Source organism: Enterobacter sp. MG-EB028, assembly GCF_056673305.1.
Map to the genome: position 1 here is coordinate 3,792,031 of NZ_CP195079.1, position 14,526 is coordinate 3,806,556.

Here is a 14,526-nt window from a genome sequence, read left to right on the forward strand (position 1 = left end):
AGTCCTTATTTCAGCGGCGAGTTCTTACGCTCGATGCTGTAGCGCTCAAGCTCTTTGTACGGCACCACCTGGCTTTTCTTCTTACGCACATCCACGACGGTCATGCGGTCGGTGCAGGAGTAGCACGGGTCGAGGCTGCCGATGATCAGCGGCGCATCGGAAACCGTGTTGCCGCGCAGCATATAGCGCAGGGTTGGCCAGTTGGCGTAGGTGGCCGCGCGGCAGCGCCAGCGGTACAGCTTCTGGTTGTCGCCGGTCATGCTCCAGTGAATGTCGTCCCCGCGCGGTGCTTCGGCAAAGCCAAGGGCGAAGCGGTTCGGGATGTAGGTGAAGCCCTCCACCATCAGCGGGCCGCCCGGCAGGTTATCGAGGCCGAAGTCGATCATATTCAGGGCAGTGAACACCTCGTTGATGCGCACCTTAAGGCGCGAGATGACGTCGCAGCCCTGCTCGCTGTGCACGGTCATCGGCAGCAGGCCGTAGCCGACAAACGGGTGATCGGCGCGGGTGTCGCGGGCGTGGCCGCTGGCGCGTACCATCGGGCCGACGTTACTGAAGTCGCGGGCGATTTCCGGGTCAAGGCGGCCGATGCCGACGGTGCGCTGCTCGATGTTTGGCGTGCTGAGCAGCATATCCACCAGCTCCTGCACATCGCGGCGCATCTGCTGGGCCAGCTGGCGGGTCTGGATCATATCGTCCTTCAGCAGGTCGCGGCGGATCCCGCCTATCAGGTTCAGACCGTAGGTTTTACGCGCCCCGGTGAGGATCTCCGCCATCTTCATCGACGCCTCGCGCACGCGGAAGAACTGCATAAACCCGGAGTCAAAACCAACGAAGTGGCAGGCCAGGCCGAGGTTGAGCAGGTGCGAGTGCAGGCGTTCCACCTCCAGCAGAATGGCGCGGATCATCTGTGCGCGTTCCGGCACGACGATCCCCATGCCGTTTTCCACCGATGTGGTATAGGCAGTGCTGTGGGCAAAGCCGCAGATGCCGCACACGCGGTCAGAGAGGAACGTCACTTCGTTATAGCCCATGCGGGTTTCCGCCAGCTTTTCCATGCCGCGATGGACGTAGAACAGGCGGTAGTCGGCGTCGATGATGTTCTCGCCGTCGACGAACAGGCGGAAGTGGCCCGGTTCGTCGGAGGTGACGTGCAGCGGGCCGATCGGCACCACGTTGTTCTTCTTGCTGCCGAGCTCGTTGATGAACTCGTAGGTTTCGCTGTCGGTGGTCGGCGCCGGGCGCTGGCGGTAGTCCATGCTGTCTTTGCGCAGCGGGTAGAGTTCGTCCGGCCAGTCGTCCGGCAGCACCAGGCGGCGCTCGTCCGGCAGGCCGACCGGCACCAGGCCGTACATGTCGCGCACCTCGCGTTCGCCCCAGACGGCGGCAGGCACGCGCGGCGTGACGGACGGGTATTCCGGCTTATTCGGGTCGACTTCAACGCGCACGGTGATCCAGCACTTCTCGCCCTGCTCCATCGACATCACGTAGTACACCGCGTAGTTGCCGCACAGCTGGCGTTCGTCGTTACCGAACAGCACCGACAGCCAGCCGCCCTGACGGTAGTAAAGAAACTCCACCACTTCCGGCAGGTAGTTCACCTTCACGGTGACGGTTACCTGGTCTTTGGTTTGCCAGGACTCCTCCAGCACCACGCCGGGGAAAGCCTGATGCAACGCAGCGAGATACTGCTGACCTTTCTTTTCTTCAGACATAAAAATTCTCTTTAATCACGCCACCAGCAAGGAGACGAACGCTAAAAATGCAAAAACAAAACCGGCCCAGGTGATGCGTGACGTTTCGACAAAACGCAGGCGCGCCATGCTGTTTTCAAACAGGGCAATCACCAGCACGCCGACCAGCAGCTTGAGGGCGGCAATCACGACGGCCAGCACCAGACCACCCGCGGTGAAGTGCGTCATTTGTCCCCACGGGAAGAAGACGCCGACAAACATCTGCAGCACCACCAGTTGCTTGAGGCTGATGCCCCATTTCAGCACCGCGAAGCCATAGCCGCTGTACTCGGTAAGCGGACCTTCCTGCAGCTCCTGCTCGGCTTCCGCCAGATCGAATGGCAGTTTGCCCATCTCAATAAACGTGGCGAACGCGCAGGCACAGAGCGCCAGCACCAGCGGAATGGAGCGGGCCACCGGCCAGTGATAAACGGTGTCGGTGATAAAGCTGATATGGGTGGAACCGGCCACCTGCGCGGCGACCCACAGCCCCAGCAGCAGGATCGGCTCCACCAGCACGCCGAGCATCGCCTCGCGGCTGGCGCCAATGCCGGTAAACGGGCTTCCGGTGTCCAGGCCCGCAATCGCAAAGAAGAAACGGGCTATGGCGAAGAGGTAAATCAGCGTGATTAGATCGCCGAGCGCCGGCAGCGGCGACGCCACCGTCACCACCGGCAGAGCGGTGGCGATGGTCAGCATCACGCCAACCATCACGAACGGCGTCAGGCGGAAGACCCAGCCTGCGGCGTCCGGGGCCACGCTCTGACGAGAAAGCAGCTTGAAGAGATCGCGGTACTCCTGGAGCACCCCAGGCCCTCGGCGGTTGTGCATTCGGGCGCGCGCCACGCGCGTGATGCCCGACAGCAGCGGCGCGGCGGCGAACAGCACCAGCGCCTGAAGAATTGCCAGTAACAGACTCATGTCAGGCTCCTCGTGAAATCACAATAACCACCAGCACCGCCAGCTCGATGACCGCCAGACGGCGGAACAGCGCGGGTGCGGCAGCGCTCTGCCAGCCCGGTACCCAGCCCACCGGGTTCAGCCAGCGGCGCAGCTTCAGCACGGCGGCGAAGTTTTCCTTCACCGGCATGGCGAAACCGTGGGCGGTGATGACCATCGACTGCTCGTGTTCGTAGCCGCAGGCCCACGCCGCGCCGCGCGAGCGGGAGGCGAGTCGGTCGCGTTTAAAGAACAGCATCAGCACGAATGGCAGCAGCGGTGCGGCAACCAGCAGCAGCGCCATCATCGGCTGGGATACGACGGTATGCGCCGTGGTCAGCGGCAGCGGAACGGCGTTGCCCAGCAGCGGCAGTAGCCACGGCGCGGCAACCCCGCCCGCAATGCAGCACAGCGCCAGCGCGACCACGCTGGCACACATCAGTACCGGTGCGCAGCAGGCGTTTTCAGCTTCACGGGTGCGCGGCGCGCCGAGGAAGGTCACGCCGTAAACCTTCGCCATGCACATCACCGCCAGCGCCCCGGTAATCGCCAGCCCGACTGCCAGTAGCGGGCCTAACAGGCGCGCGATAAAGAGATCGCTCTGACCGAGCGCGAAGAAGGACTGGTAGATCACCCACTCCCCGGCAAAGCCGTTCAGCGGCGGCAGCGCAGCCATCGCCATCAGCCCCACCAGCATGGCGAGTGAAATCACCGGCATCTTTTTGCCGATGCCGCCGAGCTTTTCGATATCCCGATGGCCGGTGCGGAACCAGACGCTACCCGCCCCGAGGAAGAGGGTGCTTTTAAACAGGCTGTGGTTGACGAGGTGATACAGGCCGCCGATAAACCCGGCAGCAATCAGCGCCGGCTGGTTAAGCGCCAGCCCGGCGACGCCCGCGCCCATACCGAGCAGGATGATGCCGATGTTTTCAAGGGTGTGGTACGCCAGCAGGCGCTGAATGTTGTGCTCCATCAGGGCGTACAACCCGCCAACGAACGCGGTGACCATGCCCGCAATCAGCAGCATCACGCCCCACCACAGCGGCGGCTGACCGCCGGTCAGCGTGAGGGTCAGGATACCGAACAGCCCCACCTTCATCACCACGGTGGAGAACAGCGCGGCAGCCGGCGCCGGGGCATTCGCATGCGCCTGCGGCACCCAGCCGTGCAGCGGGATAATCCCGGCCAGCAGGCCAAAGCCGACTACGCCAAGCAGCCAGACGTCGTTGCCCAGCGTCTGGCCGTTAAGCGCGGAAAAGTCCAGGGTGCCGAAACGCTGCCACACCAACCAGCAGGCCAGCGCCAGCAGCAGCGTCCCGAGGCGACCGAGCGCAAACCACAGCTTGCCGGAGGCGCTGCAGCCCGTCAGGAACACGCCGCACAGGGCCATGATCTCCGCCATCACCACCAGCGCACCGAGGTTGCTGGCGATAACCGTGCAGACCGCCGTGGCCATCAGCAGGTTCACCAGCAGGCCGTTGGCTTTGACCTGCTGATGACGGTGCCAGTCAATATTGAACAGGCTGATAAACAGCCCGCACAGGCCAAAGGTCACCAGCCAGATGGCGTTTAGCGGTGTAATCGCCACGGTGTGGCGAATCAGCGGCATAAGTGTTTCCACGGATTGTCCGCCGAGCAGAACCACGCCGCCAGCGGCCAGCGTCATCAGGCTGCCGACCGCCCCGCCGATACCGGCTATCCAGCCGCTCAGGGTTTTATGGAAAGAGAACACCAGCGCCAGCACGGCGGCAGCGGCAAAGTACGCCACGGCGCTGTTAATCATAAATATCGCGTTCATTTCGCCCCCTCGTTAAGCGACTGCAGAAGCGAAAGATCGCCGACGTCGGTATTAATGGTCAGCTCGCGCTTGCGCCTGCTGGTGCGGGCGATGTCGCGGATGTTGACCAGGATCAGCGCTTTGGTCGGGCAGGTCCGCACGCAGGCCGGGCCCTGTTCGTCAAAGCTGCACAGGTCGCACTTCACCGCGATAGCGCGGATGCCGGGCACCCAGTCCAGCAGCGTGCTCACCTTCGCCGGAGCGGGTGGCGCAGGCAGCGCTTTCGGGGTATTGGCGTTCGCCGGGATATGCAACGGGCGGCTGCCGGAAAATTCAATGGCGCCGAACGGGCAGGCGATGCCGCACAGCTTGCAGCTGACGCACAGGCTTTCGTTCAGCTGGACCGCGCCATCGACGCGGGTGATGGCGTTAACCGGGCACACGCCCGCACACGGGGCATCTTCACAGTGGTGGCAGAGCTGCGGGGCAGACTCTTTTTCATTACGCATGACGCGCAGGCGCGGCATGGACTGCAGCCCGTGCAGGCGGTGCGTTTCCGAGCACGCCGCCTCACAGGTTCGACAGCCAATACAGACCGTCGAGTCAGCAATTACAAAACGGTTCACCGGGCAATCCTCAGGTGATGGTCATTTTTGACGACGAAAAACTGTCTCATCGACACTTTTCGACACGCGGTTATCAGGCAGGGTTAGCGGGAATCTTTCCCGCGACCAGCTGTTTCAGGTCGACCGGCAAGTCGTGTTCAACCGCGGCGTAGAGACCGTTGTAAACCGGCGAGATTTTCTCCAGATAGTGCTCAAGCACCTGCTGGCGATCGCGGTTGCTGACGTAGCCGTCGACCATGCCGTCGGCCATCAGCTGGGCCTGCGCAATACACTGTTTTTCACCCTCTTTGTTCTCGACGTAGTACTCGATGGTGTGGCTGTTAAAGCTGTCTGCCAGGGTGACAAAAACCGTGAAATGGCCGAAGAGGACAAATCGCATATCGCCCTGCGCCGCACAGCTCATCGCGTGATGCAGACGCGCTTTTGACAGGGTGATCCCCTGAACCAGAGAGTTGCAGTAGAGGTGCCACTGATCCTGAAGCTGCTGGTGGTGCTGCGCGATGTAATCCGCTTTTTCGCTGATTTCCCAAATAGTCATAAAAGGTATCCGGTTAATGGAGATAGCGGCTGTTAAGCAGATTCCGTGCCAGTTTTTAATTAATTGATTCATATTGCTTTTATCAAAAAAGTCACTGTCAACGCTGCGATGTCGACGTGTCATTTCGACAGCGTTGACATCGTCACGCCTTAACAAAAATCAAGCTGGCACCGTTATTGCATTTAATGGCGCAATTCATTGAGGAGGCGTCATGCACGAAATCACCCTCTGCCAGCGGGCTCTGGAACTTATCGAACAGCAGGCAGTGCAAAACCGCGCGAAACGCGTCACCGGCGTCTGGCTGAAGATCGGGGCGTTTTCCTGCGTCGAGACCAGCGCCCTGACCTTCTGCTTTGAGCTGGTGTGCCGCGGCACGCTGGCGGAAGGCTGCGCGCTGCATATTGAAGAGCAGCAGGCGGAGTGCTGGTGCGAGCAGTGCCAGCAGTACGTCACCCTGCTGTCATCGAAGGTTCAGCGCTGCCCGCAGTGCCAGAGCGCCGGGCTGCGCATCGTGGCGGATGACGGCATGCAGATCCAACGTCTCGAAATCGAGAAGGAGTAAAGTATGTGTAGTACCTGCGGTTGCGCCGAAGGCAACCTGTATATAGAAGGGGATGAACACCGCCCCCACTCCGCGTTTCGCTCCGCGCCCTTTTCCCCCGCCCCGCGTCCTGCGGCGGCCCTGACCGGCATAACCTTTGCACCGCAACGCTCCGGCGCGGGTGACCTGCATTACGGCCACGGCGAAGCGGGCACCCACGCGCCGGGCATGAGCCAGCGCCAGATGCTGGAGGTGGAGCTCGACGTGCTGGACAAAAATAACCAGATCGCCGCCCGCAACCGCGCCCGCTTCGCCGCCCGCAAACAGCTGGTGCTGAACCTGGTCTCCAGCCCCGGTTCCGGCAAAACCACGCTGCTGACCGAAACGCTCAAACGCCTCAACGGGCGCGTCTCCTGCGCGGTGATCGAGGGCGACCAGCAAACGGTAAACGACGCGGCGCGCATCCGCGAAACCGGCACCCCGGCAATTCAAGTTAACACCGGTAAAGGCTGCCACCTGGACGCGCAGATGATTGCCGACGCCGCGCCGCGCCTGCCGCTGGCGGATAACGGCATCCTGTTTATTGAAAACGTCGGTAACCTGGTCTGCCCGGCAAGCTTTGACCTTGGCGAACGCCACAAAGTGGCGGTGCTCTCCGTCACCGAAGGGGAGGACAAGCCGCTGAAGTATCCGCACATGTTCGCCGCCGCCTCCATCATGCTGCTGAACAAAGTCGACCTGCTGCCGTACCTGAATTTTGACGTTGATAAGTGTATGGCGTATGCCCGCGAGGTGAACCCGGACATTCACATCCTGCTGGTTTCCGCCACGCGCGGCGACGGGATGGACGCCTGGCTGGACTGGCTGGAGAGCGAACGATGTGCATAGGCGTACCCGGACAAATCCACTCCATTGACGGCAATCAGGCCAAAGTCGAGGTCTGCGGCATCCTGCGCGACGTCGACCTGACGCTGGTGGGCAGCACCGATGAAGCGGGCGCGTCGCGCCTCGGCCAATGGGTGCTGGTCCACGTAGGCTTTGCGATGAGCGTGATTAACGAAGCAGAAGCCCGCGACACACTCGAAGCGCTGCAAAACATGTTTGACGTGGAACCGGACGTGGGCGCGCTCCTGTACGGCGAGGAAAGGTAATCATGCGTTACGTTGATGAATACCGCGCGCCGGAGCAGGTGATGCAGCTTATCGGGCATCTGAAAACGCGCGCGGCGCTGCTGGACTACACGAAAGAAAAGCCGCTGCGGATCATGGAGGTGTGCGGCGGACATACGCACGCCATCTTCAAATTTGGCCTCGACCAGCTGCTGCCGGAGAACATCGAGTTTATTCACGGCCCCGGCTGCCCGGTGTGCGTGCTGCCGATGGGGCGCATCGACAGCTGCATTGAAATTGCCGGCCAGCCCGACGTTACTTTCTGCACCTTTGGCGACGCGATGCGCGTGCCGGGGAAAAACGGCTCGCTGCTGCAGGCGAAAGCGCGCGGGGCGGACGTGCGGATCGTTTACTCACCGATGGATGCCCTGACGCTGGCGATGGATAACCCTGAGCGCAAGGTCGTCTTTTTCGGGCTGGGTTTTGAGACCACCATGCCCGCTACGGCCATCACGCTGCAGCAGGCGAAAGCGCGCGGCGTCGGTAACTTTTTCTTTTTCTGCCAGCATATTACGCTCATTCCCACGCTGCGCAGCCTGCTGGAAGAGCCGGACAACGGCATCGACGCGTTTCTGGCACCGGGCCACGTCAGCATGGTGATTGGCACAGACGCCTACGGTTTTATCGCTGAACAGTACAATCGTCCGTTAGTGGTCGCTGGTTTCGAACCGCTTGATCTACTGCAAGGTGTGACCATGCTGGTTGAGCAGAAAATAGCGGCCCTGAGCGCGGTGGAAAATCAGTATCGTCGCGTGGTGCCCGATGCGGGAAATGAGCGGGCGCAGCAGGCGATAGCCGACGTGTTTAGCGTTGAGGGCGACAGCGAGTGGCGCGGGCTGGGGTTGATTGCCGAATCCGGCGTGCGCCTGACGCCTGCCTATCGCGCATTCGATGCCGAAGCGCACTTCCGCCCACAGCCACAGCAGGTGTGCGACGATCCCCGCGCCCGCTGCGGCGAGGTGCTTACCGGCAAATGCAAACCTCATCACTGCCCGTTATTTGGCAACACCTGTAACCCGCAAACCGCGTTTGGCGCGCTGATGGTCTCCTCCGAAGGAGCCTGCGCCGCGTGGTATCAGTATCGCAACCAGGAGTGTGAAGAATGAACACGGTGGAAATGGCGCACGGAAGTGGTGGACAGGCGATGCAGCAGCTGATTAACCGGCTGTTCATGGAGGCCTTCAATAACCCCTGGCTTGCCGAGCAGGAGGATCAGGCGCGCATTGACCTCGCGTCCCTCACCGCACAGGGCGATCGGCTGGCGTTCTCCACCGACAGCTACGTGATTGACCCGCTGTTCTTCCCGGGCGGCGATATCGGCAAGCTCGCCGTCTGCGGCACGGCCAACGACGTAGCGGTCAGCGGCGCCATTCCGCGCTACCTCTCCTGCGGATTTATTCTCGAAGAAGGGTTACCGATGGAAACGCTCACGGCGGTGGTGAACAGCATGGCGCACACCGCGCGCGAGGCGGGGATCGCTATCGTCACCGGGGACACCAAAGTGGTCCAGCGCGGTGCGGCCGATAAGCTCTTCATCAACACCGCCGGCATGGGGGCGATCCCCGCAGACGTTCACTGGGGCGCGCAGCGGCTTAGCGTCGGCGACGTGCTGATCGTGACCGGCACGCTGGGCTGCCACGGGGCGACTATCCTTAACCTGCGCGAAGGATTAGGTCTGGACGGCGAGCTTCGCAGCGACTGCGCGGTACTCACCCCGCTGATTCAGACGCTGCGCGCCATTCCCGGCGTGAAGGCCCTGCGCGATGCCACCCGTGGAGGGGTGAATGCCGTCGTCCACGAGTTCGCCGCAAGCTGCGGGTGCGGAATTGAACTCACCGAGCGCAGCCTGCCCGTTAAGCCTGCCGTACGCGGGCTGTGCGAGCTATTGGGGCTTGACCCGCTAAACTTTGCTAACGAAGGCAAGCTGGCGATCGGCGTGGAGCGCCAGGCTGCTGAGGCGGTGCTTGAGCAGCTACGTGCGCATCCCTTAGGGAAAGACGCGGCCATCATCGGCGACGTGGTTGAGCGCAAAGGGGTGCGCCTGGCCGGGCTTTATGGCGTGAAGCGCACGCTGGACCTGCCGCACGCTGAGCCGCTACCCCGAATTTGCTAGAGCCGCGCCATAAGCGGTCAGCACTGAATCTCTCTTTTTTGCCAGTTTCTATTGGAAAGCAATAATGCCGTATACACCGATGAGCGATCTTGGACAGCAGGGCCTGTTTGACATTACGCGCACACTTTTACAACAGCCCGATCTCGGCGCGCTGAGCGATGCCCTGACGCGGCTGGTCAGGCAATCAGCGCTGGCGGACAGCGCGGCGATTGTGCTCTGGCATAGCGGAACGCACCGCGCGAGCTACTACTCAACGCGCGATAATGGCAAAGCGTTTGAGTACGAGGACGAGACGTATCTGGCGCATGGCCCGGTGCGCCGCATTCTCTCCCGGCCTGAAGTGCTGCACTGCAATTTTGAAGAGTTTCGGATGGCGTGGCCGCGGCTGGCAGAGAGCAATCTTTATCAGCCTTTCGGTCATTACGGCATGCTGCCGCTGGCGGCGGAGGGCCATATTTTTGGCGGCTGCGAGTTTATCCGCAATACCGACCAGCCCTGGAGCGAGGCGGAGTACGAGCGTCTGCATACCTTTACCCAGATCGTGGCCGTCGTCGCGGAGCAGATCCAAAGCCGCGTCACCAATAACGTGGATTACGACCTGCTGAGCCGCGAGCGCGACAACTTTCGTATTCTGGTCGCCATCACCAACGCCGTGCTGTCGCGTCTCGATATGGATGAGCTGGTCAGCGAAGTCTCGAAGGAGATCCACCACTATTTCAAAATCGACGCCATCAGCATCGCGCTGCGCGGGAACCGCAAAGGCAAGCTGAACATCTATTCCACCCACTACCTCGATGAGGCCAACCCGGCGCACGAGCAGAGCGAGGTGGACGAAGCGGGCACCCTTTCTGAGCGGGTGTTTAAAAGCAAGGAGATCCTGCTGCTTAACCTTAGCGAGCAGGATCCGGTGGCGCCGTACGAGCGGATGCTGTTTAACACCTGGGGCAACAAAATTCAGACCCTGTGCCTGCTGCCGCTGATGTCCGGCAGCACCATGCTTGGGGTGCTCAAACTGGCGCAGTGCGATGAAGCCGTGTTTACCACCGCCAACCTGAAGCTGCTGCGCCAGATCGCCGAGCGTATTTCTATCGCGCTGGATAACGCCCTCGCCTATCAGGAGATCCACCGCCTGAAAGAGCGGCTGGTGGACGAGAATCTGGCCCTGACCGAGCAGCTCAACAACGTGGACAGCGAGTTTGGCGAAATCATCGGGCGCAGCGACGCCATGTACAGCGTCCTCAAGCAGGTGGAAATGGTGGCACAGAGCGACAGCACGGTGCTGATCCTCGGCGAAACCGGTACCGGTAAAGAGCTGATTGCCCGCGCCATCCATAACCTGAGCAACCGCAACAGCCGCCGCATGGTGAAGATGAACTGCGCGGCGATGCCAGCGGGTCTGCTGGAAAGCGATCTCTTCGGCCACGAGCGCGGCGCGTTTACCGGAGCCAGCAGCCAGCGCCTGGGACGTTTCGAGCTGGCGGATAAAAGCTCGCTTTTCCTCGACGAAGTGGGCGATATGCCGCTGGAGCTACAGCCCAAGCTGCTGCGCGTTTTGCAGGAGCAGGAGTTTGAGCGCCTCGGCAGCAACAAGCTTATCCAGACCGACGTGCGCCTGATTGCCGCCACCAACCGCGATCTGAAAAAAATGGTTACCGACCGCGAATTCAGAAGCGACCTTTACTATCGCCTGAACGTCTTTCCGATCTGCCTGCCGCCGCTGCGCGAACGCCCGGAAGATATCCCCCTTCTGGTCAAGGCCTTTACCGCGAAAATCGCGCGCCGGATGGGGCGAAACATCGACAGCATTCCCGCCGAGACGCTGCGCACCCTTTCATCGATGGAGTGGCCGGGCAACGTGCGTGAACTGGAAAACGTCATTGAGCGCGCGGTGCTGCTGACGCGCGGGAACGTGCTGCAGCTCTCCCTGCCGGAGATTGCCCTTCCTGACGTGACCGTACCCACCGCCGAGGTAGCGAAAGAGGGAGAAGATGAATATCAGCTCATTCTGCGCGTGCTGAAAGAGACCAACGGCGTGGTGGCCGGGCCGAAAGGGGCGGCCCAGCGGCTGGGGTTAAAACGCACCACCCTGCTGTCGCGCATGAAGCGTCTCGGGATTGATAAAGAGAGTCTCATTTAAGGCTTTATTCCGGCGGTGTTTTTCTGACACCGCCTTTTGTTACCCTGCGCAATTGTCCCTCATTGACACAAAATCGTTTCCTCTGTATAAAATTCCGCCTTAATAATGCGTTTCATTTGCATCAAAAATAATTTTAATGAAGGGTAGCATTTCATGAAGAAGGTCATCTGCGCGTTAGGCCTGGCGATTGCGTCGGTCAGTTCCGCTCTGGCAACCACATATCCTCTGACGATTGAAAACTGTGGCTACAAAGAGACATTCGCTAAAGCGCCGGAACGCGTCGTGGCCCTGGGCCAGAACACCGTGGAAATTTTGCTCCTGCTGGGCCTTGAAGATAAGGTGAAGGCCAGCGCCTTCTGGCCGACAAAAGTGCTGCCGCAGCTGGCGGAACAGAATGCCAAAATCAAAACCCTGACGGTTGAAATTCCTACCCTTGAATCCATCCTTTCGCAAAATCCCGATTTTGTTCCTGCCCAGCTGCCGCTGCTGCTCGGGCCGGAAAGTAAGGTCGCAAAACGTGAAGATCTGGCCACCGTCGGCGTGAACAGCTATTTATCACCAGGCATGTGCGCCACCAAAAAGGCCGCAGGCGATATGTACGGCAGCCGCCAGACGCTGTGGGATATGACGTACCTTTATAAAGAGATTGAAGATTTCGCGAAGATTTTCAACGTTGAAGCGCGCGGCCAGGCCGTCATTGCCGATTTCAAAAAACGCGAGGCCGACCTGCGTCAGGAATTTGGTAAAAACAAAAAAGATCTCTCGTTTGTCTTCTGGTTCTCAAGCGCCTCGCCTTCGGCGGATGCCTATGTCGGCGGGAAAAACAGCGCCTCCGGTTTTATTGCCAACTTGCTGGGCGGCCATAACGCCATTACTGCTGAGACCGAATGGCCAACCGTCGGCTGGGAAAGCATTATCGCTGCGAACCCGGATGTGATTGTGGTCTCCAGCCTGGATCGTAACCGCTGGGCGCTGGATAACGCGGAAGAGAAAATCAAATTCCTGAAAAGCGATCCCGCCGTCAGCCAGATGGACGCCGTGAAGAAAGGCCATATCGTGGTGATGGACGGTCAGGCGATGAACCCGACGATTCGTACGATTTACGGTGCTGAACAGGTGGGCGAACAGCTCAGAAAGCTGGGGCTGAACTGATGACAGTTGCCGTACTTCAGGCCCGCCAGGGCCTGATCCTGACCACTTCTGCTCTTCTTGCTGTTATCCTGCTGTTTCTGGTGATTGCCCTTGGCGTCAGCGTCGGCGAGCTGTCGATTCCGCTGTCCAATGTCTTTTATGCTATCGGTAATAAGCTGGGGCTGACCGACGTTCCGCTCAACCGCATCTATGAGAGCGTTATCTGGGACTTCCGCCTGAGCCGCGCGCTGGTGGCGGCGTGCTGCGGGGCCGGTTTAGCCATCTGCGGCGCCGTGCTGCAAAGCCTGCTGAAAAACGCGCTGGCAGAACCTTACGTGCTCGGCGTGTCGGCGGGTGCTTCAACCGGGGCGGTGTCGGTCGTCGTTCTGGGCATCGGCACCGGCGCGGTATCGCTCTCTGCGGGCGCGTTTGCCGGGGCGTTCGCCGCCTTTGCGTTTGTCGCGTTTCTGACGAACGGCGCGCGCGGGGGGAATGAACGTACCATTCTGGCAGGGGTTGCGGCCTCTCAGCTGTTCAACGCCATTACCGCCTATACCATCAGCACCTCCGCCAGCGCCCAGCAGGCGCGCGACGTGATGTTCTGGCTACTGGGCAGCTTTAGCGGCGTGCGATGGCCGGAATTCCAGCTGGCGCTGGTTGTCGTGCTGGCGGGCCTTGCCGTCTGCCTCTACTATTCCCGGGCGCTGGACGCCTTTACCTTTGGTGATGACGCCGCGGCCTCTTTAGGTATTGCCGTCCCGTGGGTTCGCCTGACGCTCTTTACCACTACCGCGCTAATTACCGCGACGATTGTCAGCATGGCGGGTTCAATCGGCTTTGTGGGGCTGGTGGTACCGCACGTTATGCGTTTCCTGTTCGGGCCGCTGCACCGCACGCTGCTGATTGCCAGCGCGCTGGCCGGGGCGATCCTGATGGTGCTGGCCGACATCGCCTCGCGGATGCTGATTGCGCCGCAAAGCCTCCCCGTCGGCGTAGTCACCGCGCTGGTGGGCGTGCCTTTCTTTGCCGTGATTATCTACCGTTCAAGGAATAAGTGATGAGTATCTGCGCTGAAAATATTACCTGGAAGGTCGGCAAAAAAGTTATCGTCAATGACGTCTCGCTGAAGGTTTCCCGGGGCGAAACCGTGGGTCTCCTTGGCCCTAACGGCTGCGGCAAATCGTCTCTTTTGCGTATCCTGGCTGGCCTGCGTCGCCCGGATGCGGGCAGCGTGACCCTGGACGGGCAGGACATTTCCCGCATCGCCAAAAAGCAGCTTGCCCGCCGGGTGGCGTTCGTTGAGCAGCACGGGATGACCGACGCCAATATGCGCGTGCGCGACGTGGTGAAACTCGGGCGTATTCCGCACCACTCCGCTTTTTCGAACTGGAGCGCGCAAGATGACGACACCGTCACCGCGGCTCTGCAGCGTGTCGATATGCTGGACCGCAGCGAGCAGGGCTGGCTGAGCCTCTCCGGCGGCGAGCGCCAGCGCGTACATATTGCCCGCGCGCTGGCCCAGACCCCAACGGAAATCCTGCTGGATGAACCGACCAACCACCTGGACATCCATCATCAGATGCAGCTGATGCAGTTGATCAGCGAATTACCTGTTACCAGCATTGTCGCCATCCACGATCTCAACCACGCCTCAATGTTCTGCGACTCGCTGATTGTGATGCAGAAAGGGCAAATTGTGGCGACCGGAACACCGCAGAACATTTTATCCGAGTCGTTGCTCTGGGAGGTCTTCAGAGTCAAAACCAAAATTGAGATCTCGCCGTTCCATGGCAAAAAGCACATTCACTTTATCGTGTAGGGA

The 14,526-nt window shown here is 60.7% G+C and carries 14 protein-coding genes; 9 read left to right on the forward strand and 5 right to left on the reverse strand.

Features of this window, described 5'->3' with window-relative positions; all coding sequences use genetic code 11:
* Window positions 1-5: 5 nt before the first annotated feature.
* The 5 genes from hycE to hycA form a co-directional block, all read right to left on the reverse strand.
* On the reverse strand, window positions 6-1,715 hold the full coding sequence (hycE, locus tag ACR42C_RS17890; protein WP_116343442.1) for a formate hydrogenlyase subunit HycE: 1,710 nt from the start codon (window positions 1,713-1,715) through the stop codon (window positions 6-8).
* 15 nt (window positions 1,716-1,730) lie between these two features.
* Window positions 1,731-2,654 (reverse strand): respiratory chain complex I subunit 1 family protein, encoded by a 924-nt coding sequence (locus tag ACR42C_RS17895; protein ID WP_479984403.1) that lies wholly within the window; start codon window positions 2,652-2,654, stop codon window positions 1,731-1,733.
* Between the two features lies 1 nt (window position 2,655).
* Window positions 2,656-4,470, reverse strand: a complete 1,815-nt coding sequence (gene hycC / locus ACR42C_RS17900; RefSeq protein WP_316380145.1) for a formate hydrogenlyase subunit 3 — start codon at window positions 4,468-4,470, stop codon at window positions 2,656-2,658.
* Complete coding sequence (locus ACR42C_RS17905; protein WP_163330102.1) at window positions 4,467-5,075, reverse strand: 4Fe-4S dicluster domain-containing protein; 609 nt, start codon at window positions 5,073-5,075, stop codon at window positions 4,467-4,469. The genes hycC and ACR42C_RS17905 overlap by 4 nt, the downstream gene beginning before the upstream one ends.
* A gap of 73 nt (window positions 5,076-5,148) precedes the next feature.
* Window positions 5,149-5,613, reverse strand: coding sequence for a formate hydrogenlyase regulator HycA (hycA, locus tag ACR42C_RS17910; RefSeq protein ID WP_479984404.1), 465 nt, complete (start codon window positions 5,611-5,613; stop codon window positions 5,149-5,151).
* Between the two features lie 211 nt (window positions 5,614-5,824).
* On the opposite strand from hycA, the gene hypA reads away from it, so the two are divergent.
* The 9 genes from hypA to eitC all read left to right on the forward strand — a co-directional run bounded on the left by hypA (window position 5,825) and on the right by eitC (window position 14,523).
* Entirely contained in the window at window positions 5,825-6,175 is a 351-nt protein-coding gene (gene hypA / locus ACR42C_RS17915) for a hydrogenase maturation nickel metallochaperone HypA (RefSeq protein ID WP_163330101.1), read from the forward strand.
* A gap of 3 nt (window positions 6,176-6,178) precedes the next feature.
* The gene (gene hypB, locus ACR42C_RS17920) at window positions 6,179-7,042 is read left to right on the forward strand and encodes a hydrogenase nickel incorporation protein HypB (RefSeq protein WP_479984405.1); all 864 of its coding nucleotides are present in this window, start codon (window positions 6,179-6,181) and stop codon (window positions 7,040-7,042) included.
* Window positions 7,033-7,305, forward strand: coding sequence for a HypC/HybG/HupF family hydrogenase formation chaperone (locus ACR42C_RS17925; protein WP_479984406.1), 273 nt, complete (start codon window positions 7,033-7,035; stop codon window positions 7,303-7,305). The genes hypB and ACR42C_RS17925 overlap by 10 nt, the downstream gene beginning before the upstream one ends.
* A gap of 2 nt (window positions 7,306-7,307) precedes the next feature.
* Entirely contained in the window at window positions 7,308-8,429 is a 1,122-nt protein-coding gene (gene hypD, locus ACR42C_RS17930; protein ID WP_479984407.1) for a hydrogenase formation protein HypD, read from the forward strand.
* A complete protein-coding gene (hypE, locus tag ACR42C_RS17935) occupies window positions 8,426-9,436 on the forward strand; it encodes a hydrogenase expression/formation protein HypE (protein WP_316380142.1) in 1,011 nt (336 codons plus the stop codon). Before hypD ends, hypE begins: the two co-directional genes overlap by 4 nt.
* Before the next feature lie 64 nt (window positions 9,437-9,500).
* A complete protein-coding gene (gene flhA / locus ACR42C_RS17940) occupies window positions 9,501-11,573 on the forward strand; it encodes a formate hydrogenlyase transcriptional activator FlhA (protein ID WP_479984408.1) in 2,073 nt (690 codons plus the stop codon).
* A gap of 153 nt (window positions 11,574-11,726) precedes the next feature.
* Window positions 11,727-12,725, forward strand: a complete 999-nt coding sequence (gene eitA, locus ACR42C_RS17945) for a siderophore ABC transporter substrate-binding protein EitA (protein ID WP_320720721.1) — start codon at window positions 11,727-11,729, stop codon at window positions 12,723-12,725.
* Window positions 12,725-13,762 carry a FecCD family ABC transporter permease gene (locus ACR42C_RS17950; RefSeq protein WP_163330096.1) on the forward strand — a complete coding sequence of 346 codons (1,038 nt, stop codon included), beginning with the start codon at window positions 12,725-12,727 and terminating at the stop codon, window positions 13,760-13,762. The genes eitA and ACR42C_RS17950 overlap by 1 nt, the downstream gene beginning before the upstream one ends.
* A complete protein-coding gene (eitC, locus tag ACR42C_RS17955; RefSeq protein WP_192984347.1) occupies window positions 13,762-14,523 on the forward strand; it encodes a siderophore ABC transporter ATP-binding protein EitC in 762 nt (253 codons plus the stop codon). Before ACR42C_RS17950 ends, eitC begins: the two co-directional genes overlap by 1 nt.
* Window positions 14,524-14,526: the final 3 nt, after the last annotated feature.